Annotated in this window: 21 protein-coding genes; 8 read left to right on the forward strand and 13 right to left on the reverse strand. The window is 64.4% G+C overall.

The window, feature by feature from the left end; translation table 11 throughout:
* Entirely contained in the window at positions 1 to 1,215 is a 1,215-nt protein-coding gene (locus J8I29_RS00655) for a phosphopentomutase (protein WP_209430271.1), read from the forward strand.
* A gap of 138 nt (positions 1,216 to 1,353) precedes the next feature.
* Positions 1,354 to 1,491, forward strand: a complete 138-nt coding sequence (locus J8I29_RS00660) for a hypothetical protein (protein ID WP_181161300.1) — start codon at positions 1,354 to 1,356, stop codon at positions 1,489 to 1,491.
* 99 nt (positions 1,492 to 1,590) lie between these two features.
* On the opposite strand, the gene J8I29_RS00665 is transcribed toward J8I29_RS00660, so the two are convergent.
* The 5 genes from J8I29_RS00665 to J8I29_RS00685 form a co-directional block, all read right to left on the reverse strand.
* Entirely contained in the window at positions 1,591 to 2,007 is a 417-nt protein-coding gene (locus J8I29_RS00665; RefSeq protein ID WP_209430272.1) for a cytidine deaminase, read from the reverse strand.
* Positions 2,007 to 2,978 (reverse strand): ABC transporter permease, encoded by a 972-nt coding sequence (locus J8I29_RS00670; protein ID WP_209430273.1) that lies wholly within the window; start codon positions 2,976 to 2,978, stop codon positions 2,007 to 2,009. The genes J8I29_RS00665 and J8I29_RS00670 overlap by 1 nt, the downstream gene beginning before the upstream one ends.
* A 4-nt stretch (positions 2,979 to 2,982) precedes the next feature.
* A complete protein-coding gene (locus J8I29_RS00675; RefSeq protein WP_209430274.1) occupies positions 2,983 to 4,155 on the reverse strand; it encodes an ABC transporter permease in 1,173 nt (390 codons plus the stop codon).
* Positions 4,152 to 5,669 carry an ABC transporter ATP-binding protein gene (locus J8I29_RS00680; protein WP_105864364.1) on the reverse strand — a complete coding sequence of 506 codons (1,518 nt, stop codon included), beginning with the start codon at positions 5,667 to 5,669 and terminating at the stop codon, positions 4,152 to 4,154. Before J8I29_RS00680 ends, J8I29_RS00675 begins: the two co-directional genes overlap by 4 nt.
* A 295-nt stretch (positions 5,670 to 5,964) precedes the next feature.
* Positions 5,965 to 6,975: a BMP family ABC transporter substrate-binding protein gene (locus J8I29_RS00685; protein WP_105864365.1), complete on the reverse strand. Its 1,011-nt coding sequence runs from the start codon at positions 6,973 to 6,975 to the stop codon at positions 5,965 to 5,967.
* Between the two features lie 178 nt (positions 6,976 to 7,153).
* Here J8I29_RS00685 and J8I29_RS00690 point away from each other — a divergent pair, with 178 nt between their 5' ends.
* Positions 7,154 to 7,540: a methylglyoxal synthase gene (locus J8I29_RS00690; protein ID WP_105864366.1), complete on the forward strand. Its 387-nt coding sequence runs from the start codon at positions 7,154 to 7,156 to the stop codon at positions 7,538 to 7,540.
* A 74-nt stretch (positions 7,541 to 7,614) separates the two neighbouring features.
* Here the strand turns inward: J8I29_RS00690 and J8I29_RS00695 are convergent, their stop codons facing one another.
* Positions 7,615 to 8,082 carry an SRPBCC domain-containing protein gene (locus J8I29_RS00695; RefSeq protein ID WP_209430275.1) on the reverse strand — a complete coding sequence of 156 codons (468 nt, stop codon included), beginning with the start codon at positions 8,080 to 8,082 and terminating at the stop codon, positions 7,615 to 7,617.
* Complete coding sequence (locus J8I29_RS00700; protein WP_209430276.1) at positions 8,079 to 8,417, reverse strand: metalloregulator ArsR/SmtB family transcription factor; 339 nt, start codon at positions 8,415 to 8,417, stop codon at positions 8,079 to 8,081. Before J8I29_RS00700 ends, J8I29_RS00695 begins: the two co-directional genes overlap by 4 nt.
* 397 nt (positions 8,418 to 8,814) lie before the next feature.
* Here J8I29_RS00700 and dnaK point away from each other — a divergent pair, with 397 nt between their 5' ends.
* The 3 genes from dnaK (at position 8,815) to J8I29_RS00715 (ending at position 13,063) form a co-directional block, all read left to right on the forward strand.
* On the forward strand, positions 8,815 to 10,716 hold the full coding sequence (gene dnaK, locus J8I29_RS00705) for a molecular chaperone DnaK (RefSeq protein WP_105864369.1): 1,902 nt from the start codon (positions 8,815 to 8,817) through the stop codon (positions 10,714 to 10,716).
* Between the two features lie 213 nt (positions 10,717 to 10,929).
* Positions 10,930 to 12,075, forward strand: a complete 1,146-nt coding sequence (gene dnaJ / locus J8I29_RS00710; RefSeq protein ID WP_105864370.1) for a molecular chaperone DnaJ — start codon at positions 10,930 to 10,932, stop codon at positions 12,073 to 12,075.
* Between the two features lie 118 nt (positions 12,076 to 12,193).
* Positions 12,194 to 13,063: an SDR family oxidoreductase gene (locus J8I29_RS00715; protein WP_209430277.1), complete on the forward strand. Its 870-nt coding sequence runs from the start codon at positions 12,194 to 12,196 to the stop codon at positions 13,061 to 13,063.
* Positions 13,064 to 13,117: 54 nt separating this feature from the next.
* Here the strand turns inward: J8I29_RS00715 and J8I29_RS00720 are convergent, their stop codons facing one another.
* Entirely contained in the window at positions 13,118 to 13,756 is a 639-nt protein-coding gene (locus tag J8I29_RS00720) for an SH3 domain-containing protein (RefSeq protein WP_209430278.1), read from the reverse strand.
* A gap of 141 nt (positions 13,757 to 13,897) precedes the next feature.
* A complete protein-coding gene (locus tag J8I29_RS00725; protein ID WP_105864373.1) occupies positions 13,898 to 14,632 on the reverse strand; it encodes a pyrimidine 5'-nucleotidase in 735 nt (244 codons plus the stop codon).
* Positions 14,633 to 14,816: 184 nt separating this feature from the next.
* Here J8I29_RS00725 and J8I29_RS00730 point away from each other — a divergent pair, with 184 nt between their 5' ends.
* Complete coding sequence (locus tag J8I29_RS00730) at positions 14,817 to 15,095, forward strand: hypothetical protein (RefSeq protein ID WP_209430279.1); 279 nt, start codon at positions 14,817 to 14,819, stop codon at positions 15,093 to 15,095.
* 6 nt (positions 15,096 to 15,101) lie between these two features.
* Here J8I29_RS00730 and argB read toward each other — a convergent pair whose 3' ends face one another.
* The 3 genes from argB to J8I29_RS00745 all read right to left on the reverse strand — a co-directional run bounded on the left by argB (position 15,102) and on the right by J8I29_RS00745 (position 18,899).
* On the reverse strand, positions 15,102 to 15,992 hold the full coding sequence (gene argB, locus J8I29_RS00735; protein WP_105864375.1) for an acetylglutamate kinase: 891 nt from the start codon (positions 15,990 to 15,992) through the stop codon (positions 15,102 to 15,104).
* A 93-nt stretch (positions 15,993 to 16,085) separates the two neighbouring features.
* The gene (locus tag J8I29_RS00740) at positions 16,086 to 17,570 is read right to left on the reverse strand and encodes an MDR family MFS transporter (RefSeq protein WP_209430280.1); all 1,485 of its coding nucleotides are present in this window, start codon (positions 17,568 to 17,570) and stop codon (positions 16,086 to 16,088) included.
* A 195-nt stretch (positions 17,571 to 17,765) separates the two neighbouring features.
* Positions 17,766 to 18,899: a cyclopropane-fatty-acyl-phospholipid synthase family protein gene (locus J8I29_RS00745; protein WP_348535963.1), complete on the reverse strand. Its 1,134-nt coding sequence runs from the start codon at positions 18,897 to 18,899 to the stop codon at positions 17,766 to 17,768.
* Positions 18,900 to 19,355: 456 nt separating this feature from the next.
* Between J8I29_RS00745 and araD1 the strand changes: the two genes are divergently transcribed.
* A complete protein-coding gene (araD1, locus tag J8I29_RS00750) occupies positions 19,356 to 20,354 on the forward strand; it encodes an AraD1 family protein (RefSeq protein ID WP_348535964.1) in 999 nt (332 codons plus the stop codon).
* Positions 20,355 to 20,506: 152 nt separating this feature from the next.
* On the opposite strand, the gene dapE is transcribed toward araD1, so the two are convergent.
* Positions 20,507 to 21,676: a succinyl-diaminopimelate desuccinylase gene (gene dapE / locus J8I29_RS00755; RefSeq protein ID WP_209430283.1), complete on the reverse strand. Its 1,170-nt coding sequence runs from the start codon at positions 21,674 to 21,676 to the stop codon at positions 20,507 to 20,509.
* Positions 21,677 to 21,710 lie beyond the last annotated feature (34 nt).

A 21,710-nucleotide genomic window follows, 5' to 3' on the forward strand; every position in this document is an offset into this window, starting at 1 on the left:
ATGGCCCGCGCACTCGTCCTGGTGATGGATTCCTTTGGCATCGGCTCGGCTGACGATGCCGAACGCTATGGCGATGCGGGGGCCGATACGCTCGGCCATATCGCCGCGGCCTGCGCGGCGGGACGGGCGGGCGAGAACGAGCATCGTACCGGCCCCCTGCGCCTGCCCGTGCTCACGAGCCTCGGCCTCGGCGCCGCGGCGCAGGCGGCGACGGGTACGCTGCCGCCCGGCCTGGAAGGCGGCGTCGCCGAGGGCCTGTGGGGCTATGCGGCCGAGACTTCCAAGGGCAAGGACACGCCCTCCGGCCATTGGGAAATCGCCGGCTATCCCGTGCCGTTCGACTGGGGCTATTTCCCGAAGGAGGTCCCCTGTTTTCCTCCCAAGCTGATCACCGCCATCGTCAAGGAGGCCGGGCTTGCCGGCGTGCTCGGCCAGCGCCATGCCTCGGGGACGGAGATCATCGCCGAGCTCGGTGCAGAGAGCATCGAGACCGGCAAGCCGATCTTCTACACCTCCACCGACAGCGTGCTGCAGATCGCCGCCCATGAGGAGGCGTTCGGTCTGGAGAGATTGCTGTCCCTCTGCGAGATCGCCCGCCGCCATGTCGACCATCTCAATATCGGCCGGGTGATCGCGCGGCCTTTCGTCGGCGACGCCGCCAGCGGTTTCACCCGCACCGCCAACCGGCGCGACTATGCCGTGCCGCCGTCGGCCGATACGCTGCTCGACGTGGCCGAACGCGCCGGGCGCGGCATCATCACCATCGGCAAGATCGGCGACATCTTCGCGCATCGCGGCACCGGCGAGGTCGTCAAGGGCCCGAGCAACGACGCCCTGATCGACCGCACGCTGGAGGCCATGGGGCGCCTGCCCGATGGTGGACTGCTCTTTGCCAATTATGTCGATTTCGACACGCTCTACGGCCATCGCCGCGATATTCCCGGCTATGCCGGCGCCCTGGAGCAATTCGACATGCGCCTCCCGCAGATTCTCTCCCGGCTGGCCGAGGATGACCTGCTGATCATCACGGCCGACCATGGCTGCGACCCGTCCTGGACGGGAACGGACCACACGCGCGAATTCGTGCCGGTGCTGGCGCGTCTCGGCAAGCGTACGGGACCGATCGGCCGGCGCGACAGCTTCGCCGACATGGCCGCCAGCGTGGCGGAGCACCTCAGGCTGGATTGGCAGGGAGCCGGAAAGTCGTTTCTGTAGTTTCGGGTGAGCGGGCGCCCGGAGGCTTACTCACCTCTTCTCAACCATGATTCCAGACGGCGTGGCGAAATCGCGCCGCGTTAACGCCCGAGCACCTGCCGCACTCTCATCATGACCCCCGTTTCGAGGTGGTCGGTGATGATCGAGCGTATGCACATGGTACTCAAGGGCGGCATTTCCGCCGAAGACAGGGCTCAGTTCTGGGTGGGGCTGACGCTCGCCATCGCCACCGTCGTGCTGCTGTTCGCCAGCTTCCTCGATCTGGTGTCGATCTGATACCGACGGTATTGATGCTTGACCGATCGAGCACCGTCATTGCGAGCGCAGCGAAGCAATGACGCCTGAGTCAAACATCGCGACTATTGGTATGAGAGGCTATTCCAGATTTTCAGGGCCGAAGCTCTCGGGCAGCAATTCGTCGAGTGTGAAACTGCGGCGGACGCCTTCGGGACCGGCGACGTGAATGGGGGTCGACGGCGCAGCGAATTCGCGGATGCGCTGGCGGCAGCCCCCGCAGGGCGTGGTCAGGCCCGGCGCGTCGGGATGGGCATCGGTCCAGCCCAGCACCAGGATTTCGGCGATTCCCGTCTCGCCATCCGCCACCATGGCCGAGATGGCGCCGCCCTCGGCGCAGGCCCCGACGGGATAGGCGGCGTTCTCGACATTGCAGCCGGCATAGATCCGGCCCGAACGGCCGCGGATGGCCGCTCCCACCTTGAAGCGCGAATAGGGCGCGTGCGCCTTCTCGCGCACGGCCCTGGCGGCTTCGAACAGATCGGCGAGCGCGTCCATCAGCGTTCCTTGAGGTAGGGGATACCCGCGGCCTTGGGCGGGGTCGCCGCACCGACGAAGCCGGCCAGCATCAGCACGGTGAGAATGAAGGGCAGCGCCGAGATCAGCTCCGAGGGCACCACAATGCCCCCGACGACGAAGCCCGAGCCCATGCGGATCGAGATGGCGTCGAGCAGGCCGAAGAGCAGGCAGGCGCCGAGTGCGGGCCAGGGCCGCCATTTGGCGAAGATCAGGGCGGCCAGGCCCATATAGCCGCGCCCGCCGGTCATGTTGGAGACGAAGGCGGCCGAGTCGGCCGTGGAGAGATAGGCGCCAGCGATGCCGGTCAGCAGGCCGCAGATCAACACGGCCCGGTAGCGCAGCCAGGCCACCGAGATGCCAGCGGTGTCGACGGCCTGCGGGTTCTCGCCGACGGCGCGCAGGCGCAGGCCGAAACGGGTCTTGTAGAGGACCCAGGCCGTTACCGGCACGCAGATGAAGGCGAAATAGACCAGGACCGAATGGCCGGAGAGCACGTCGGCATAGAGTTCGCCGATCACCGGCACGCCCTTGATCGCCTCCGCTCCCGGCAGCGCGATCGGTTGGAAACGGCCATCGCCGCTGAGGCTGGGCGTGCGGCCGCCCTCGCCATACCAGGCATTGCCGATGAAGGCGGTCAAGCCGAGCGCCAGGATGTTGATGGCGACGCCGGAGACGATCTGGTTGCCGCGATAGCGGATGGAGGCGATGCCGTGCAGCAGCGCAAAGCCGATGGAGACGATGATGGCGGCCATCAGGCCGAGCCAGGCCGACCCATAGGTCGCCGCGGTGACTGCGGCGGCGAAGGCGCCCACCAGCATCTTGCCTTCGAGGCCGATATCGACGATGCCCGAACGTTCCGAATAGAGGCCGGCGAGCGCGCAGAGCAGATAGGGCGTGGAAATGCGGATGGCAGCGGCCGCCACGCTGGCGAGCATGATCACGTTATCCATGGCGTCATGCTCCCTTGCCGGCGGGGGTGAACACTCGGAACAGGGCGGCGAGCTGCGGGCGGAACATGGTCTCGAGCGCGCCGACGAAGAGAATGATGATGCCCTGGATCATCACGATCATGTTCTTGTCGAAGACGGGGTTTTCGAAGGAGAGCTCCTGCCCGCCCTGGATCAGCGCGCCGAACAGGATGGAGGCGAGCACGATGCCGGCCGGATGGGAACGTCCCATCAGCGAAACCGCGATGCCGATGAAGCCGGCGCCGGCGGTATAGTCGATGATCATGCGGTGCTGTTCGCCCATAAGCACATTGGCGCCCATCAAGCCAGCCAGGCCTCCCGAGATCAGCATGGCGACGACGATGATTTTCGCGGGTGAAATGCCGGCATAGACGGCGGCCGTCTGGTTGTGGCCGACGGTGCGCATCGCATAGCCGAGCCGCGTGCGCCAGATCAGGGCCCAGACCAGCACGGCTGCGATCAGGGCGATCGGGAAGGCGAGATTGACGAGGGTGAGGTCGAGCTCGATGCCCATGCCGGCCAGGATGTCGCTGACCAACGGCATGCCCGTCGAATCGGGGAAGAGTTCGGACCTCGGCTCGCCGGAACCCGGCTTCATCATCACATTCACCAGCAGATACTGCACCAGCGCGGTGGCGATATAGTTGAACATGATGGTGGTGATGACGACGTGGCTGCCGCGCTTGGCCTGGAGATAGCCGGGAATGAAAGCCCAGGCGGCGCCGAAGACCATGCCGGCGACCATGCCGAGCGGGATGGCGAGGAACCAGGGCAGGCCGCTCAGATGCAGGCAGGCCCAGGCGATGCCGATGCCGGCGATCTGGCCCTGGCCGTCCGCGCCGATATTGAACAGGCCGGCGTGGAAGGCGACTGCCACCGCAAGGCCGGCGAAGATGAAGGTGGTGGCGTAATAGAGAGTGGTGCCCAGGGCGTTGGCGTCGCCGAACGCGCCGCCGATCATGGTGACGCCGACCGTCAGGGGGTCGGCGCCGACGATGATCCACACCGCGATGCCGGAGACGATGAAGGCCACCAAGACGTTGAGCAGAGGCAGGATGATGGTGTCGGCCCACCAGGGCAGGGTGACGAGGCTGGCGCCGCTGCGCCCGGAGAAGATCGCCCCCAGAAGGGCGCCGGCAGTGGTGGTCTGTCCGCTCATGCCGCCTCTCCCGAAACACCCGCCATCAGGAGGCCGAGGCCGTTCTCCGTGGCGTCCTTGGCCAGGCACTCGCCGGTGATGCGCCCGCCGCACATCACCAGGATGCGGTCGCTGAGGCCCATGATTTCATCGAGCTCGACCGAGACCACCAGGATGCCCTTGCCGGCATCGCGCATGCCGATCAGGCGGCGGTGAATGAATTCGATGGCGCCGATGTCGACACCGCGCGTCGGCTGCCCCACGATCAGCAGGGCCGGGTCGCGCTCCATCTCGCGGGCCAGCACGATCTTCTGGGCATTGCCGCCCGAGAAATTGGCCGTCTTCAGTTTCGGGTCGCGCGGACGCACGTCGAAACGTTCCATCTTGTCGGTGAGGTCGGCGATGATGCGCCGGTAATTGAGGAAGGGGCCGCTGCCGAGCTTGCGGTCCTTCTGATAGCCCAGGATCGCGCTTTCATAGGCGGCGAAGGGCTTGACCAGGCCCATCTTCATGCGGTCTTCGGGCACATGGGCCAGCCCGAGCTCTCGCAGCTCCGCCGGGTCCGCGGCAGCGGCATTGCTGCCCCGCAGCCTGATCTCGCCGGAAAAGACCGGCCGGATGCCGGCAATGGCTTCCAGCAGCTCCGACTGGCCGTTGCCGGCCACACCCGCGACGCCGACGATCTCGCCGGCGCGCACCGTGAAAGAGACGTCGTCGACGCGGGTAATGCCCTTTTCATCCTTCACGGTAAGGTTCTTCACCTCGAGGATGACGTCGCCAGGCTTGGCCTCTGCCTTGTCGACGCGCAGCAGCACGCGGCGCCCCACCATCAATTCGGCAAGCTCGGTGGGATTGGTCTTGGGGGTATCGACGGTGGCTACCATCTCGCCGCGCCGCATCACGGAGACGCGGTCGGTGATCGCCATGATCTCGCGCAGCTTGTGGGTGATCAAGAGGATGGTCTTGCCCTGTTCGCGCAGGACCTTGAGGATTTCGAAGAGCTGGTCGGCCTCGGCCGGAGTGAGCACACCGGTCGGCTCGTCCAGGATGAGGATGTCGGCGCCGCGATAGAGCGCCTTTAGGATCTCGACCCGCTGCTGGGCGCCGACGGGCAGTTCGCCCACCACGGCATCCGGATCGACCTCCAGGCGATAGCTCTTTTCCAGCCGTGCCAGTTCGGCGCGGGCATGCTCGCGCCCTTTTGCCAGCAGGCTGCCGCCCTCGGCGCCGAGCATGACGTTTTCCAGGACCGTGAACGGGTCCACTAGCATGAAGTGCTGGTGGACCATGCCGATGCCGGCATCGATGGCATCCTGGGAGGAGCGGATCGCCTTCGCGGCGCCGTTGACGTGGATTTCGCCGCTGTCGGCCTCGTAGAAGCCGTAGATGATCGACATCAGCGTGGATTTGCCGGCGCCGTTCTCGCCGATGATGCCGTGGATGGTGCCTCTCTCGACCACGAGGTCGATCGCCTTGTTGGCGTGGACGGGGCCGAAACGCTTGTCGATTTGCTTCAGTTCGAGGGCAGTTGCCAAAGGGAGCCTCGCGGGAGCAATAGGGGCCGATCCCGGACCGGCGAAGACGGCAGAGTGTCGACGAAAGGCAGCTCCACGGAGCCAGTGCAGTTCACTTGAGGAGAAACACTCCGAATTGCCCTAGCCCGGCTTGATCCGGCTATCCAGGAACCCCACGCGCAACCGGTCGGGGAGCTGGATTGCCGGGGCAAGCCCGGCAATGACAAAGGTCGTGCAAACTCGAAGACGCTTTAAGTAAACGGCACCAAATCCGGGGACCCGCCTTTCGGGCTACGAAAAACGGTTTGAAGCCTGCTCAGTTCACCGGGCAGACATTGTCCTTCTCGTAGTTGTGCACCACCACTTTGCCGTCGGCGATGTCCTTGGTCACCGCCTCGATGGCGGCCTTGTTGGCGTCGGTGACCAGGGGCTTGTTGTTGTCGTCCATGGCCAGGGCCACGCCGCTGTCCTTGATGCCGAGCACGTGGGTGCCGGCCTTGAACTTGCCTTCCTCGCCGTCCTTGAAGCCCTGATAGATCGCCTCGTCCACCCGCTTGAGCACCGAGGTCAGCACCTTGCCGGGATGCAGGCCGTTCTGATTGGAATCGACGCCGATGCCGAGCTTGCCGCCGTCGGCAGCCGCCTGCAGCACGCCCAGGCCCGTCTGGCCGGCGGCGGCATAGACGATGTCGGCGCCCTGCGAGATCTGCGCCTTGGTGAGTTCCGCGCCGCGGCCGGGGTCGTTCCAGGCGGCGGGCGTGGTGCCGGTCATGTTCTGGATGACCTTGATCTGCGGATTGGCGGCCTTGGCACCCTGGACATAGCCGCAGCCGAAATTGCGGATGAGGGGCACGTCCATGCCGCCGATGAAGCCGATCGTGCCCGTCTTGGTGGTCTTGGCGGCGAGATAGCCGGCGAGATAGGAGCCTTCGTCGGCGCGGTAGACATAGGAGGCGACGTTGGGCAGGTCGACGACGCTGTCAACGATGCCGAAATGCACCTTCGGATAGGCCTTGGCCACCTTCGCCAGCACGTCCTCATAGGCAAAGCCCATCACGATGATGGGATCGTTGCCGTCCTTGGCGAAGCGGCGCAGCGCCTGTTCGCGCTGGGACGCATTGGTGATTTCGAAGTCGCGATAGGTCTTGCCGCTTTCCTTCTTCCAGCGCTCGGCGCCGTTATAGGCTCCCTCGTTGAAGGACTTGTCGAATTTGCCGCCGAGGTCATAGATGACCGCCGGGCCAGGCTTGTCGGCAGCCTGTGCCGCGCCAAATCCCGCAGTGCCGGCCGCCAGCAGGACAGCCAGGCCAAGAAGGGTCGATTTCATCACGCTCTCCCGCGCTCGTTCTCGCTCTTGGATGGGGCCGCGCGGGAAAGGCTTCCCGTGCAGACCTTATGGTCAACATGGCATGCCGATTGCGCTATTGAGAAGAGGCGTTGTGCGGTTGCCCCTGATTTTCACATGGAATCAGGTGGGAAACGCCGGTTGGAAATGAGGGTATGAGATGGCAAAGCTGGTCCGGCGCACTCTGGCGCTCGTCGCGCATGATCTGAAAAAGGACGAAATGGTCGAGTTCGCGCGCACGCACCGGACCATTCTGGCCCGCTTCAATCTCGTCGCCACCGGCACGACCGGCGGGCGCGTGCTGGCCGCCTGTCCGGAATTGTCGCTGACGCCGCTCAAGAGCGGCCCGCTCGGCGGCGACCAGCAGATCGGCGCCCTGATCGCCGAGGGGCAGGTGCATGGCCTGTTCTTCTTCGTCGATCCGCTCTCGCCCCTGCCGCACGATGTCGACGTCAAGGCGCTGACCCGGCTGGCGCTGGTCTACGACATCCCCATGGCCCTAAATGCCTCGACGGCGCACATGATCGTGGGCCAGTTGGTGGATTGAGGAGGGAGCGGCGAATGTCGCGCTCTCGCATCGAAGCCTTCATCTCGCCCGACCCTTAAGGTCAGCATCGATCCTCACAAAATACCCTCGAGCCGGACATAGCTGGCTTCCATGCCATGTTCCATGCCGGTTGCCAGCATCTGTTCGCGCACTGCGGCGCTGGGGAGGGTCATGCGCAGGGTCATCAGCGTGCCTGCGCCGTCCGCCTCCAGGCGGGTCTCGACATGGTTGTCCGGCGTGGGGTCGGGCAGATGCATGCGCTCGACATGCACGATGCGGCTATAGGGTTCGAGTTCGACATATTCGCCTGTCAGGTAGAAGCCGCCGCTCCCCGAGGCGTCCTGCCACTCGAAGCGGATTTTGCCGCCGGGCCGGGCCTCGCTGATGCAGACCGGCATGGTGTAGCCGTCCGGCCCCAGCATCCATTGCTGGATGAGCTTGGGTTCGGTGTGGGCGCGATAGACCGCCTCGGGCGGGGCGGCGAAGCGCCGGGTCACCACGACGTGGGTTTCGCCTTCGGTTCGGATCGTGAGCTTGGTCATGGGCTTTCCTCTTCTTTTTCAGGCAGGCCTTGGGCCAGGAGTGCGTCCAGCCGTTCGTAGTTGCGGGCCAGGGCCTCGCGCAGCATGCCTAGCCATTGGTCGATGGCTGCGATGCCTTCCGGGGCAAGCCGGCAGGGCCGTCTCGTTCCCTCCGCGCGGCGGACGATCAGTCCGGCGCCTTCGAGAACCTTGAGATGGCGCGAGATGGCGGGCTGCGTCATCGCGAAGGGCTCCGCCAGCTGCATCACCGTCGCTTCCCCGAGTGCCAGGCGGCTGAGGATGGCCCGGCGGGTCGGATCGGACAGGGCGGCAAAGGTGTAATCGAGGTCCGGCATCGCGGCTGCGCCTCCTTGATAACGAATTTATTATATAACAAAACTGTTATGGTCAAGCCGGTTTTTGCGCTACGCCATGGTCAGGGACGGCGGTAAAATCGAGTGACCGCGGATGCTGGCTGATGTATCGCTATATCGCCTGTTGGCTTGCCTCGGCCGGAGACGGTCGGCACTTCGTCCAAGAATTGTGACGAAGACGCAAATTCCTTAGCGGACAGGCAGCTTTCGCGCCTTGCGGCCCGTGAAAGCCCCCCTTATATACCCGCCGAACCCGTGATTAATCTCAACGCAGTCATGGAGTTTCCGATAGGGACCGGCCGGGTTCCTGAGGGCTTTCCCGGCCTAGGCGCTGCTGCTTCGGGGCGCGCCGGTCTGCTGAATAGGAAGGATGAGAACTATGGCTAAAGTTATTGGTATCGACCTCGGCACCACCAATTCGTGCGTGGCCGTCATGGAAGGCACGAGCGCCCGTGTCATCGAAAATTCCGAGGGCATGCGCACCACGCCCTCCATCGTCGCCTTCACCGACGATGGCGAGCGTCTCGTCGGCCAGCCGGCCAAGCGCCAGGCTGTGACCAATCCCGAGCGCACCTTTTTTGCGATCAAGCGCCTGATCGGCCGCACCTATGACGATCCGATGACCAAGAAGGACATCGGCCTGGTGCCCTACAAGATCGTGAAGGCCAACAATGGCGATGCCTGGGTCGAGGCGGACGGCAAGTCCTACTCCCCGTCGCAGATTTCCGCTTTCACCCTTCAGAAGATGAAGGAAACGGCCGAGGCTCATCTGGGTCAGCCGGTGACGCAGGCCGTCATCACGGTTCCCGCCTACTTCAACGACGCCCAGCGCCAGGCCACCAAGGATGCCGGCAAGATCGCCGGCCTGGAAGTGCTGCGTATCATCAACGAGCCGACGGCGGCTGCGCTGGCTTACGGTCTCGACAAGAAGAAGGCCGGCACCATCGCGGTCTATGACCTCGGCGGCGGCACTTTCGACGTCTCGATCCTGGAGATCGGCGACGGCGTGTTCGAGGTGAAGTCCACCAATGGCGACACCTTCCTCGGCGGCGAGGACTTCGACATGCGCCTGGTCGAATATCTGGCGGATGAGTTCAAGCGCGAGCAGGGCATCGACCTCAGGAAGGACAAGCTCGCTCTCCAGCGCCTGAAGGAAGCGGCTGAAAAGGCCAAGATCGAGCTGTCCTCGACCGCCCAGACCGAGATCAACCTGCCCTACATCACCGCCGACGCTTCGGGTCCGAAGCATCTGGCGCTCAAGCTCTCGCGCTCCAAGTTCGAGAGCCTGGTCGACGATCTCGTTCAGCGCACGGTCGAGCCATGCCGCAAGGCCTTGAAGGATGCCGGCCTGGCCGCTGGCCAGATCGACGAGGTGGTGCTGGTCGGCGGCATGACCCGCATGCCCAAGATCCAGGAAGTCGTGAAGCAGTTCTTCGGCAAGGAACCCCATAAGGGCGTCAACCCGGACGAAGTCGTGGCCATCGGCGCCGCCGTCCAGGCCGGCGTGCTGCAGGGCGACGTCAAGGACGTGCTGCTGCTCGACGTGACGCCGCTGTCGCTGGGCATCGAGACGCTGGGCGGCATCTTCACCCGTCTGATCGAGCGCAACACCACGATCCCGACCAAGAAGAGCCAGACCTTCTCGACCGCCGAGGACGGCCAGACGGCCGTGACCATCCGCGTCTTCCAGGGTGAGCGCGAAATGGCGGCCGACAACAAGGCTCTCGGCCAGTTCGATCTCGTCGGCATTCCGCCGGCGCCCCGCGGCATGCCGCAGATCGAGGTGACCTTCGACATCGATGCCAACGGCATCGTCAATGTCTCGGCCAAGGACAAGGCGACCGGCAAGGAGCAGCAGATCCGCATCCAGGCTTCCGGCGGTCTTTCCGATGCCGACATCGAGAAGATGGTCAAGGACGCCCAGGCCAACGCCGAGGAAGACAAGAAGCGGCGTGAGCTCGTCGAGGTCCGCAACCATGCGGATGCGGCGGTGCACCAGGCCGAGAAGTCGATCAAGGAGCTTGGCGACAAGATCTCCGAGGCCGACAAGTCGACCGTCGAGTCCGCGGTCACCGCTCTGAAGTCCGCGCTGGAAGGCGAGGATGCCGAGCTGATCAGGACCCGCACCAACGACCTGCAGCAGGCTGCCATGAAGCTGGGCGAGGCCCTGTATCAGCAGCAGCAGGCGGCCGGCGCGGCGGAGGGCGAGGCCGGCACGAAGAATGACGATGTTGTTGACGCCGACTTCGAGGAAGTCGACGACGACAAGAAGCGTGCGTAATCTCTGACGATCGTGTGTGAGCCCTCGCCAAACGGCGCGAACCCTCGCGGTTCGTGCCGGGTATGGCGGGGGCTTTCGCACACCTTCAGGAGCAAGGTGCATTCAAGCGGAAGCACCCTTCGCTCGAACTGGTTGTTTCAACACGTCTTGTGAGCGCCGGCGCGTTGCCGCCGTTCGCAAGACGCTTTCGCTGGGATGCTTTGAGCGATTCCGATGGCCAAGCGTGACTATTACGAAGTGCTCGAGGTTACTCGCGAAGTAACCGACGTCGAACTCAAGGCTGCTTTCCGCAAGCAGGCCATGAAGCATCACCCGGACCGCAATGCCGGCGACAAGGAAGCGGAGGCCAAGTTCAAGGAAGTGAACGAGGCCTATGAAGCCCTGAAGGACCCGCAAAAGCGCGCGGCCTATGACCGCTTCGGCCATGCCGCTTTCGAGCAGGGCGGCATGGGCGGCGGCGGAGGCGGCTTTGGCGGGGGCGGAGGCTTCGGTTCCTTCTCCGACATCTTCAACGACATCTTCGAGGATCTGGCCGGGCGCGGGCGCGGGCGCAGCAATTCGGGCGGGCGCGAGCGCGGCGCGGATCTGCGCTACAACATGGAGATCACGCTGGAGGAGGCCTTCAACGGCAAGACCGCCACCATCAAGATCCCGACATCCGTCACCTGCGACGCCTGTTCCGGTTCCGGCGCCAAGGCCGGCTCCAAGCCCAAGACCTGCGGAACCTGCGCCGGCCATGGCCGCGTGCGCGCCACCCAGGGCTTCTTCTCGATCGAGCGCACCTGCCCGACCTGCCAGGGCCGCGGCGAGGTCATCGACAATCCCTGTCCCTCCTGCGGCGGCGCCGGCCGCACCACGCGCGAGCGCACCCTCTCGGTCAACATTCCGGCCGGCGTCGAGGACGGCACGCGCATCCGCCTCGCCAATGAAGGCGAGGCCGGCGCGCGCGGCGGGCCGTCGGGCGATCTCTACATTTTTCTGTCGCTGGCCCCCCACGAGTTCTTCCAGCGCGACGGCGCGGACCTGCATTGCCGGGTGCCGATCTCGATGGTGACGGCGGCTCTCGGCGGCGAATTCCAGGTGCCGACTGTCGATGGCGGCAAGGCCAAGGTGGCGGTGCCCGAGGGCACGCAGACCGGCCGGCAGGTACGCCTGCGCGGCAAGGGCATGCCGGTGCTGCGCTCGCGCGAGCATGGCGACATGTATGTGCAGCTCTTCGTCGAGACGCCCAAGAATCTCACGCGCCGCCAGCGTGAATTGCTGGCCGAGTTCGACGCGCAATCCTCGAAGGAGACCCAGCCCGAAAGCGCCGGCTTCTTCGCCAAGGTCCGCGATTTCTTCGACGGGCTCGGACAGTAAGCCTGGGAGCGCGGACTTCCAGTCCGTTCCTGGAAACACGGCATCTGCGAAGAGAGGAAGAGCGGATATCGCGACATGTCTGAATGTCGCCGAGAAGTCCGCGCTCCCGGGAAAGTCCATGAATCTTCTGATTTTCGGCCTCGGCTACACCGCCTCGCATTTCGCTGCCCGCTACGGCGAGCGCTTCGCCAGGATCACCGGCACTTTCCGCTCGACGGCGCCCCACGAAAAGCTGCCGGATCTGCCTGGTGTGACGCGGCTGGCCTATGACGGCCTTGCCGGCTCGCCGGCCGTCGAAACGGCGATTGCCGAAGCGACTCACATTCTTACCTCCATCGCCCCCGACGATGACGGCGATCCCGTCTTGCGGCATTTCGCTGCCGCCCTGCGGCAGGCGCCGAAGCTGCAATGGATCGGCTATCTCTCCACCGTCGGGGTCTATGGCGATGCCGGCGGCGCGTGGATCGATGAGGCCGCACCTTTGCGCCCGACCATGGCACGCAACGCCATGAGGGTGGATGTCGAGAAGGAATGGCTCGAGCTCGGCCGCGGCAAGGCCGTGCCCGTGCAGCTTTTCCGGCTGGCCGGCATTTACGGGCCGGGACGCAACGCCGTCGTCAATCTGAAGCGCGGCACCGCCCGGCGCATCGTCAAGCCGGGGCAGGTGTTCAACCGTATCCATGTCGAGGACATCGCCGGCGCCGTCGCCGCCGGCATGGAAAAGCCGTTGGCGGGGCCGGCCTTCAACGTCACCGACAATGAGCCGGCGCCGCCCCAGGACGTGGTCACCTATGCGGCCGAATTGCTCGGCCTGACGCCGCCGGCCGAGATCGCTTACGACGAGGCGCAGATGACGCCGATGGCCCGCTCCTTCTATGGCGAGAACAAGCGTGTCTCGAACCGCCGGGTTCGCGAGGAGCTTGGCTACACCCTGCGCTATCCGACCTATCGCGAGGGCATACGCGCCTGTGTCGACGCGGATGCGTGACGGTTTTTCGCGGCCGCGACGATAACAAGGCCGCTCAGGTAGCCCTTGCCCGGCTCATTGCGGAATGATCGGCCGTGTGCTGCCGATCGGCCTTCCCGGCCGGCCGGGACGGAAGACCGGCTTCGGTCGCGGGCCGCCATGATGGGGAGGCCTCACGCCGGGCGGGCGAACGCCTGGCGGGCGGACCACCGGAGGGCGCGTTCCGGGCGGACCGATGACGGGGGGACGTGGGCGCCAGCCCGGCCCGTGATACGGCGGCCGTGGCCGACCATGGCCCCACCAGGTGTTGTACCAGGGACGGCGCGCATAATAGCGGTCCCAATAGGCATAGCTGAAGACGATGGCAGGGATCGCCAGCGCACCGATGCCGACATTGCGGTTCGCGGCGGCCGACAGATATTTGTTCGCCGACCATCCCCGCTCGCCACGCACGGAAATGTCGCACCAGGACCGATCGCTGAGGCAGCCATGAATGAGCACGGCTTCGCCCGGCCGCAATGTGGTGACGGCGGGATATTGGGTGCCGGGGCCGGCACGCAGATTGACATTGGCGGTGGCATAACCCCGCACGGCTGCCTGTGCTCCGCCCGCCAGCAGGAAGATGCCGCCGCTGGCGAAGATGGCGATGAGCAAAGTCCGCAGGAGCGGGATACGAATGAGGATGCCCGTCAGACCGGGCTGAAATAAGGGCATGATGCAACCCCATGCGGTATAGCCGCCCTGCGGGAAAGCCGGAGCGGCCCGAGGGGCCGACAATGCAACGCGCGGGCCTCTTCGCCAAGCGGGCAAGACGACTAATTCGGTATTATTCGGTAGGGTGCCGATGATGGCGGGTCAGAGCGACGCCGACAGATCGGTCAGGAAGCCGGCAATGTCATCCGTGACATAGTCGATATGCTCGGCCTGCACGCGTTCGATTTCCCAGGCATCGCGCACGATCTCGATATCCTGCTTGGGAACCACCAGGACGGTACGCATGCCTCGCTCATGCGGCACGACCAGATTGCGGGAGAGGTCTTCGAACATCACGGCCCGGCTGGGATCGACGTCGTGGCGGGCGAAGAAGCTCGCATAGGTGTCGGCCGCCGGCTTGGGCAGATAATTGGCCGAGACGATGTCGAAGACATCGGCGAAATGCTCCTCGACGCCCAGGCGTTTGACGATGTTCAGGGCGTGCCGGGTGGTGCCCGAGGTGAAGATCAGCTTGCGCCCGGGCAGCAGGCTGAGCGCTGTGCCGAGCAGCGGGTTGGGCTCCAGCGGCGAATGGTCGATGTCATGCGCGAATTCGAGGAAATGCGCGGGATCCAGACCCTCGTCGATCATCAGGCCGCGCAGCGACGTCCCGTAGCGGTGATAGTAGTATTTCTGCAGCCCGCGCGCCGTGAGCCCGTCGACGCCGTAGTAATTCGCCATCCAGGTGGTGATGCGGTTGTCGACCTGCTCCCACAAATTGGCATGATGAGGATAGAGCGTGTTGTCGAGATCGAAGACCCATGTGTCGACATGGGCGAAGTCCCGGGCAAAATCCGCCGCCAGCTTTTCCCTGATTGTTGCTACGCTCTGATCCATGTTCGTCTCTACCATCCTTATGGCAGCATCGGGTGGCAAAGTTAAGGATGGATTGCCTGGCGGCCGGCCAAAATGTCCGAATGCGGATAGCCAGGAGCCTTCGCCTGTAACAACGCTTCTCCGCTCGACGTAGCAGGTTGAGGTTGTGCCACGTCCTCTCAGGTTGGTCGAAAGGCTTCACGCTATGCAGGCGGCCTTGCTCTACGTCTTCCGTAAGAACGCCATCATCACCTTCGCTTTCATGGGCATCTTCGGCGGGATGTTCGCCGTCAGCTCCTACAACCTGCTGGAGCTATTCCGAGCCAATTTTAATTACATCACGAGTTATGGCGTCATGGGTCTGATAGAAGGCGGCATACGGCAGTTTCTAGAGCTGGTATTCTATGGCTATGTCAGTATTGCCTGCTACATTCTCTTCAAGGGCTGCCTCTATGGCCTGCTGGACAGGATCAGCAGGCACTGACGCGCCTCAGCGCCGGATCAGCGTACCCGCGCCGTGATTGGTGAGGAGTTCCAGCAGCACGGCATGCGGCACCTTGCCGTCCATGATCACCACCGCCTCGACGCCCTTTTCTAGGGCATAGATGCAGGTTTCGACCTTGGGGATCATGCCGCCGGTGATGGTGCCGTCGGCGATCAGGCGGCGGATGCCTTCCACGTCGATTTCCTCGATCAGGTTCTTGTCCTTGTCGAGAATGCCCGGCACGTCCGTCATCAGCAGGAGACGGGTCGCGCCGAGCGCCCCGGCGATGGCACCGGCGAACGTATCGGCATTGACGTTGAAGGTGCCGCCGTCATCCGACGCGGCCACCGGCGCCAGCACCGGAATGATCTGCGAATGGATGATCTGGTCGAGCACGGTGGTGTCGACCTTGTCCGGCTCGCCCACGAAGCCGAGATCGACCACCTTCTCGATGGCGGAATCCGGGTCGTAGATCGTGCGCGTCGCCTTTTTGGCCGTGAGCATGCGGCCATCCTTGCCGGAAAGGCCGACCGCGCGGCCGCCGGCGGCGTTGATGAAGCCGACGAGCTGCTTGTTGATCGAGCCGGCCAGCACCATTTCCACCACCTCGACGCTGGCGGCGTCGGTGATGCGGTGTCCGGCGGCAAATTCCGACTGGATGCCGAGGCGCTTCAGCATTTCCGAGATCTGCGGGCCGCCGCCATGCACCACCACCGGATTGAGGCCGGCCTGTTCGAGCAGCACGATGTCGCGCGCGAAGTCGCGGGCCACCTGTTCGCTGCCCATGGCATGGCCGCCATATTTGACGACGATGGTGGCATCGTCGTGCTGCTGCATGTAGGGCAGGGCTTCGGAGAGGACTTCAGCCTTGTCGTGGACGCTCAAATTAGGGCTCATGATGCGGAATCCGAAAGAGACTGGAAGCGCTTTTACAGCATGTTGCGGGCATGAAAAGAGGCGATTGCGCCAAATCGCAAGATGCCCCGGCGGTCATTCCATCGCCATCGAGGCTGGTTCCACCTTGGTTCGCAGCGGCCGCTCTTCCATGCGCAGCAGAGCGCAAAGCGTGGCGAGCGATCCGAAGGCCGCGGCCAGGAACACCCAGCGGAATACCGAGCCGATGTCGCTGCCGGCGGCAGCGATCGATTTCGCCAATGTCTCGATGGTGACGTTGGCGGCGAGATCGGCCGGCAGGCCTCCCATCACGATGGCGCCGAACACTGCGACGATCAGGGCGCCGCCGAGCGAGCGGAAGAAGTTCATGGCCCCGGTGGCCGTGCCCATCTGGTGCTGCAGCACGGCGTTCTGGATCGCGACCGTGGTGACAGGCAGCATGGTGCCGATGCCGAGCGAGGCGGCCGTCAGCAGGATCTCGAGCACCGCCAGGGGCAAGGCCTGCGGGTTGATCGCGATCAGGCCAAAGCAGAGGGTTGAAACGGCAAGCCCGATCAGCGGCGGGCGCTTGTAATGCGTGATGCGCGCCATCAGCCGGCCCGACAGCGTTGCGCCCGTGACGGTGCCGACCATCATCGGGATCAGGGCGAGGCCCGACTGGCTCGCCGTCAGGCCATAGACGCCTTCCAGCAGGATCGGCATGTAGATCGTCATGCCGATGAAGACGCCCATGCCGAAACAGGCGGCGATGGTGCCCGCCGCCACCACCGGATTGGCGAGGATTTCGGTGGGGATCAGCGGCTCCGGCGCCGTGCGCAGGCGAATGACGAAGGCGATCCAGAACAGGGCGGAGAGGCCGAACAGGCCGAGGATCGGCGCGGAGGTCCAGGCGTAATGCGGCCCGCCCAGGCTGAGGGCGAGCAGCAGGGCGATGGTGGCCACTGCCATCAGCCCCGATCCGAGAAAATCGAGCCTGTGCGGCCTTTCATGGCGCGGCAGTTTCCTGAGCACCGAGTTCGTCATCCAGAACGCAAGCAGGCCGAGCGGCAGATTGATCCAGAAGATCACCGACCAGTGGAGCTTTTCGGCCATGAAACCGCCGAGCACGGGGCCGGCGATGCTCGAGGAGACGAAGACGGTGGCAAAATAGGCCTGGTAGCGGGCGCGCTCGCGTGGCGGGATGATATCGGCGATGATGGTCTGGGCCAGCGAGATCAACCCGCCGCCGCCAAGGCCCTGCAGGGCTCGCGCCAGGATCAAGGTCAGCATGGTCGGGGCGAGGGCGCACAGGATCGAGCCCGCCACGAAGGTGCCGATCGCCACCAGCAACGTCACGCGGCGGCCGGCGATATCGGCCATCTTGCCGTAGAGCGGCGTCACCGCGGTCGAGGTCAGCAGGTAGATGGTGACGACCCAGGGCAGGTTCTCGAAATCGCCGAGCACGCGGCCGATCGTCGGCATCGCCGTGGCGACGATGGTCTGGTCGAGCGCCGCAAGGAACATCGCCACCAGCACGCCGATGATGATCGAGCGTATCTCGTGGGGGCTCAGCGCGGAACTGGCCGGTGCGGACTGGGTCATGACTGCTTTCCGGAAGCCCGGTCGCGGCTTCCTATCGTATGCGGAGTTTCTTGCGCATTCCTCCCGCTCACGGCCTTGGACGACAAAGAGGAATGTGCCTGGAGCGGAAAGAAGAGGCGGGCCCGAAGACCCGCCTCTTCCTGCAAATGGCCTGGAGGGGCCTTCAACGACCCGCCGTCGAAAATCTGTGAGCGTTTATTCGGCGGCCTCGCGGGTCGGCGCCGGGATCGGCTGCAGGTCGAGCGGCAAACGGCGCTCGGCCTCGCCGATATAATCGCGCGTCAGCGGTACGGCGTTGATCGATTTCGCCACCTGGATCTGGAAGACCATGTGGCCGCCCCAGCGGAAGGTGGCCTCGGAGGCCGCCAGATACATGTCCCACATCCGGCAGAAGCGCTCGTCATAGAAGGAACGGATCTGGTCGCGATGATGGTTGAAGCGCTCGCGCCAATGCTTGAGCGTCTCCGCATAGTGGAGCCGGAGGATCTCGATATCGGTGACGATAAGCCCGGCGCGTTCGATCGCCGGCAGCACTTCCGAAAGCGCCGGCGAATAGCCGCCGGGGAAGATATATTTCTGGATCCAAGGATTGGTGGCGCCGGGTCCGTCGGAACGGCCGATGGCATGCACGAGGCCCACACCGTCCTCGTTCAGCAAGGCGGCGATCTTGCGGAAATAGGCATCGTAATGGTTGACGCCGACATGCTCGAACATGCCGACGGAGACGATGCGGTCGAATTTCCGGTCGAGGGCGCGGTAGTCGATCAGCTCGAAGCGCACGCGATCGGCGATGCCGGCGGCCTGGGCCCGGGCGTTGGAAACCCGGTGCTGCTCCTCCGACAGGGTGATGCCGGTGACATCCGCCTTGGTCACATCGGAGATATAGAGGCCCATGCCGCCCCAGCCCGAGCCGATGTCGAGGACCTTCACGCCGGGCTTGAGCAGCAGCTTGGCGGCGATATGCCGCTTCTTGTAGGCCTGCGCTTCTTCCAGCGTGATGTCGAGGCTGGGAAAATAAGCACAGCTATACTGCCGGTCCGCATCCAGGAAGAGGTCGAACAACTCGTCCCTCAGATCGTAGTGATGGGCGACGTTGTTCTTCGACTTTCCGGCCGGATTATACTGAGCGATGCGCCGGCCGACCTTGCGGGCGGTCGAGGCGAGATTGCTCAACGGCCCGATCGAGGTGGACCAGCCGATATTCTGCATGAACAGGGCGAGCATATCGTAGACATCGCCCTTTTCGAGGACGAGGCGTCCATCCATGAAGGCTTCGCCCACTTCCAGTTCCGGATTGGTGAGAAGCTTCCAGGCTGTTGCCTTGTCCACAATTCGAATGGTGCTCGAAAAACCCTGGCCGGTCCCGTAGGTATGAATATGGCCTTCAGGATCAATAACCGTAAGTGCACCCTTATTAATCAGGCGCTTCAACATAGTATCGAGAATAAACATCTGCGAAAACCCCAGCGGATTCGCATCGCGGGAGCCCACTCGGTCGCCTGCGGCACGTGTCACGCAGGGAGGACCACCATTTGCCGGCTGGCAGATTCGACACGATCCGTTCCCAAATTGAACGCAATTTGAGCAGGGATGCAATTGTTTTTCTGCCCACCCTAAACAAAATCAAAAAGCGCGACACGATGCCGCCTTCGAATATTTCCCCGGAATCAGAATTCGGCCCGTCGTCGTGGGGCGGCAATTGATGCCGGCGCGCATTTTACCGTTGCGCTCTGTCGAATGCTTTCTATGATGCGCGTCCGCTAATTTGTCTGAGGAATGCACAGCGTGTCTCCTACTCCCCTCCGCCTTGCCCAATTGCGCCACCAGGGCCGTCGCGCCGTCGCCGCCACCAGCGAAGGCGTTTCGCGCCTCATTCGCGACACCGCGACGGTGCTGGACCTCGCCAATGCCGCGATCGCTTCAGGTTACGGCCTGCGGGCCGAGATCGAAAAGCGCGGCCTGGGCGAAACCGTCGACCTTGCGGCCGCTCTTGCTGCCGGTGAGGTGCTGGCGCCGATCGATCACCCCGATCCCAGCCATGTCATGGTCGCGGGCACCGGCTTGACCCATCTCGGCAGCGCCGAGGGACGCGACAAGATGCATCAGGACCTCGCCGACCTGTCGAAGGCCACGGACTCCATGAAGATGTTCCGCATGGGGCTCGACGGGGGCCGGCCGGCACACGGCAAGGAAGGCGTGCAGCCCGAATGGTTCTACAAGGGCGATGGCTCGACGCTGATTCCCCCGCAGGGCAGTCTGCCGTCACCGTCCTTCGCCCTCGACGCCGGCGAGGAACCGGAACTGGCCGGCATCTATGTCAACGGCCCGGACGGAACGCCGTGGCGCATCGGCTTCGCGCTCGGCAACGAGTTTTCCGATCACGTCACCGAACGGCAGAACTATCTCTATCTCGCCCATTCCAAGCTGCGCGTTTCCGCCATCGGGCCGGAGCTCCTGGTCGGCGAAGCGCCCGCCGATATCCGCGGCACCTCGCGCATCCTGCGCCAGGGCAAGGTGATCTGGGAAAAGCCCTTCCTCACCGGCGAAGCGAACATGTCGCATACCATCGCCAATCTCGAGGGCCATCACTTCAAATACCAGCTCTTCCGCCGGCCCGGCGACGTCAATGTGCACTATTACGGCACGGCGACGCTGAGCGTCTCCGACGGCGTGGTGACGGAGCCCGGCGACGTCTTCGAGATCTCGGCCGAGCCGTTCGGGCTGCCCCTGGCCAATCCGATCGGGCGCGTGGATGCGCCGTGGCCGGTGGTGAAGGTGCTGTGAGTCTTACAATTTCCTTCGGATGACGAAATAGTCTCCAAGCCGTCATTGCGAGCGCAGCAAAGCAATCCAGAAGCCGGGAAACGAGGTTCATGAAGGTATTGGATTGCTTCGCTGCGCTCGCAATGACAAATTTGACCTGAAAGCGTCGAATCTCAGGCGAAATACTGCCCGAGAATGCGCTGGTAGATTCGGGTCAGGCTTTCCAGGTCGAGGATATCAACGCGCTCGTCGATCTGGTGCATCGTCTTGCCGACCAGGCCGAACTCCACCACCGGGCAGACATTCTTGATGAAGCGGGCATCCGAAGTGCCGCCCGAGGTCGACAGCACAGGCCGGCGGCCGGTTTCCGCTTCGATCGAGGAGACGATCGCATCGACGAAGGCGCCGGGCGGGGTGAAGAAGGATTCGGAAGCCGAGCGTTCGAAGGCGAGATCGTAGGCCACCTCGTTGCCGGCGGCGCCGTCGAGCTTGGCGCGTATCCATTCCTCCAGGCTTTGCCGGGTCCAGCGATCGTTGAAACGGATATTGAAGGTCGCCCTGATATCGGCTGGGATGACGTTGAAGGCCGGATTGCCGACATCCACCGACACCACTTCGAGATTGGAAGCATCGAAATGGTCGCTGCCCTGGTCGAGTTCGCTCTGGGTGAGGGTGGCCAGCAGGCGCACCATCTGCGGCACGGGGTTCATGGCCAGATGGGGATAGGCGACATGCCCCTGCTTGCCATGCACGGTGATGATGCCCGACAGCGAGCCGCGCCGGCCGATCTTGACCATGTCGCCGAGGGCCTCGGGGTTGGTCGGCTCGCCGAGGATGCAATGGCCGATGCGGTCGCCCTTGGCGACGGCCCAGTCCAGCAGCTTCACCGTGCCGTTGATGGCCGGGCCTTCCTCGTCGCCGGTGATCAGGAAGGCAATCGGCGCCTCGGGATGGGCATCGAGATGACGCAGGCTCGCCGCGACGCTGGCGGCTACGCCGCCCTTCATGTCCACCGCGCCGCGGCCGTAGAGCTGCCCGTTGACGATATCGCCCGAAAAGGGCTGATGGCGCCAGCGCGCTTCGTCGCCCGGCGGCACCACGTCGGTATGGCCGGCGAACATCAGGGCCGGCCTGTCCGGCGGCCCGATGCGGGCGTAGAGATTGAGGACATCCGGCGTATCCTCGTCGCTGAACGGCACCAGATGGGTGGCGAAGCCGTTTGCCTGCAGCACATCGGCCAGCAGCGTCAGGGCGCCGCCTTCGGCTGGCGTGACGGACGGACAACGGATGAGGGCTTGGGTGAGGGCGACGGGATCGCGGGGATCGAAGCTGAGATCAGTCATGGGGGGTTTGGGGGGGGGGGTCTTCAGACCCGCC

The organism is Labrys sp. LIt4, from assembly GCF_017813775.1.
Taxonomy (GTDB): Bacteria; Pseudomonadota; Alphaproteobacteria; order Rhizobiales; family Labraceae; genus Labrys; species Labrys okinawensis_A.

What these genes read in the sequence shown, in the direction of transcription:
- J8I29_RS00655 (WP_209430271.1), top strand. Translation starts at nt 1, where the DNA reads ATGGCCCGCGCACTCGTCCTGGTGATGGATTCCTTTGGCATCGGCTCG.
- J8I29_RS00730 (WP_209430279.1), top strand. Translation starts at nt 14,817, where the DNA reads ATGCAGGCGGCCTTGCTCTACGTCTTCCGTAAGAACGCCATCATCACC.
- J8I29_RS00665 (WP_209430272.1), bottom strand. Translation starts at nt 2,007, where the DNA reads ATGGACGCGCTCGCCGATCTGTTCGAAGCCGCCAGGGCCGTGCGCGAG.
- J8I29_RS00700 (WP_209430276.1), bottom strand. Translation starts at nt 8,417, where the DNA reads ATGCCGGACCTCGATTACACCTTTGCCGCCCTGTCCGATCCGACCCGC.
- J8I29_RS00715 (WP_209430277.1), top strand. Translation starts at nt 12,194, where the DNA reads ATGAATCTTCTGATTTTCGGCCTCGGCTACACCGCCTCGCATTTCGCT.
- J8I29_RS00670 (WP_209430273.1), bottom strand. Translation starts at nt 2,978, where the DNA reads ATGGATAACGTGATCATGCTCGCCAGCGTGGCGGCCGCTGCCATCCGC.
- J8I29_RS00740 (WP_209430280.1), bottom strand. Translation starts at nt 17,570, where the DNA reads ATGACCCAGTCCGCACCGGCCAGTTCCGCGCTGAGCCCCCACGAGATA.
- J8I29_RS00695 (WP_209430275.1), bottom strand. Translation starts at nt 8,082, where the DNA reads ATGACCAAGCTCACGATCCGAACCGAAGGCGAAACCCACGTCGTGGTG.
- J8I29_RS00720 (WP_209430278.1), bottom strand. Translation starts at nt 13,756, where the DNA reads ATGCCCTTATTTCAGCCCGGTCTGACGGGCATCCTCATTCGTATCCCG.
- J8I29_RS00675 (WP_209430274.1), bottom strand. Translation starts at nt 4,155, where the DNA reads ATGAGCGGACAGACCACCACTGCCGGCGCCCTTCTGGGGGCGATCTTC.
- J8I29_RS00690 (WP_105864366.1), top strand. Translation starts at nt 7,154, where the DNA reads ATGGCAAAGCTGGTCCGGCGCACTCTGGCGCTCGTCGCGCATGATCTG.
- dapE (WP_209430283.1), bottom strand. Translation starts at nt 21,676, where the DNA reads ATGACTGATCTCAGCTTCGATCCCCGCGATCCCGTCGCCCTCACCCAA.
- argB (WP_105864375.1), bottom strand. Translation starts at nt 15,992, where the DNA reads ATGAGCCCTAATTTGAGCGTCCACGACAAGGCTGAAGTCCTCTCCGAA.
- dnaJ (WP_105864370.1), top strand. Translation starts at nt 10,930, where the DNA reads ATGGCCAAGCGTGACTATTACGAAGTGCTCGAGGTTACTCGCGAAGTA.
- J8I29_RS00685 (WP_105864365.1), bottom strand. Translation starts at nt 6,975, where the DNA reads ATGAAATCGACCCTTCTTGGCCTGGCTGTCCTGCTGGCGGCCGGCACT.
- dnaK (WP_105864369.1), top strand. Translation starts at nt 8,815, where the DNA reads ATGGCTAAAGTTATTGGTATCGACCTCGGCACCACCAATTCGTGCGTG.
- J8I29_RS00725 (WP_105864373.1), bottom strand. Translation starts at nt 14,632, where the DNA reads ATGGATCAGAGCGTAGCAACAATCAGGGAAAAGCTGGCGGCGGATTTT.
- J8I29_RS00660 (WP_181161300.1), top strand. Translation starts at nt 1,354, where the DNA reads ATGATCGAGCGTATGCACATGGTACTCAAGGGCGGCATTTCCGCCGAA.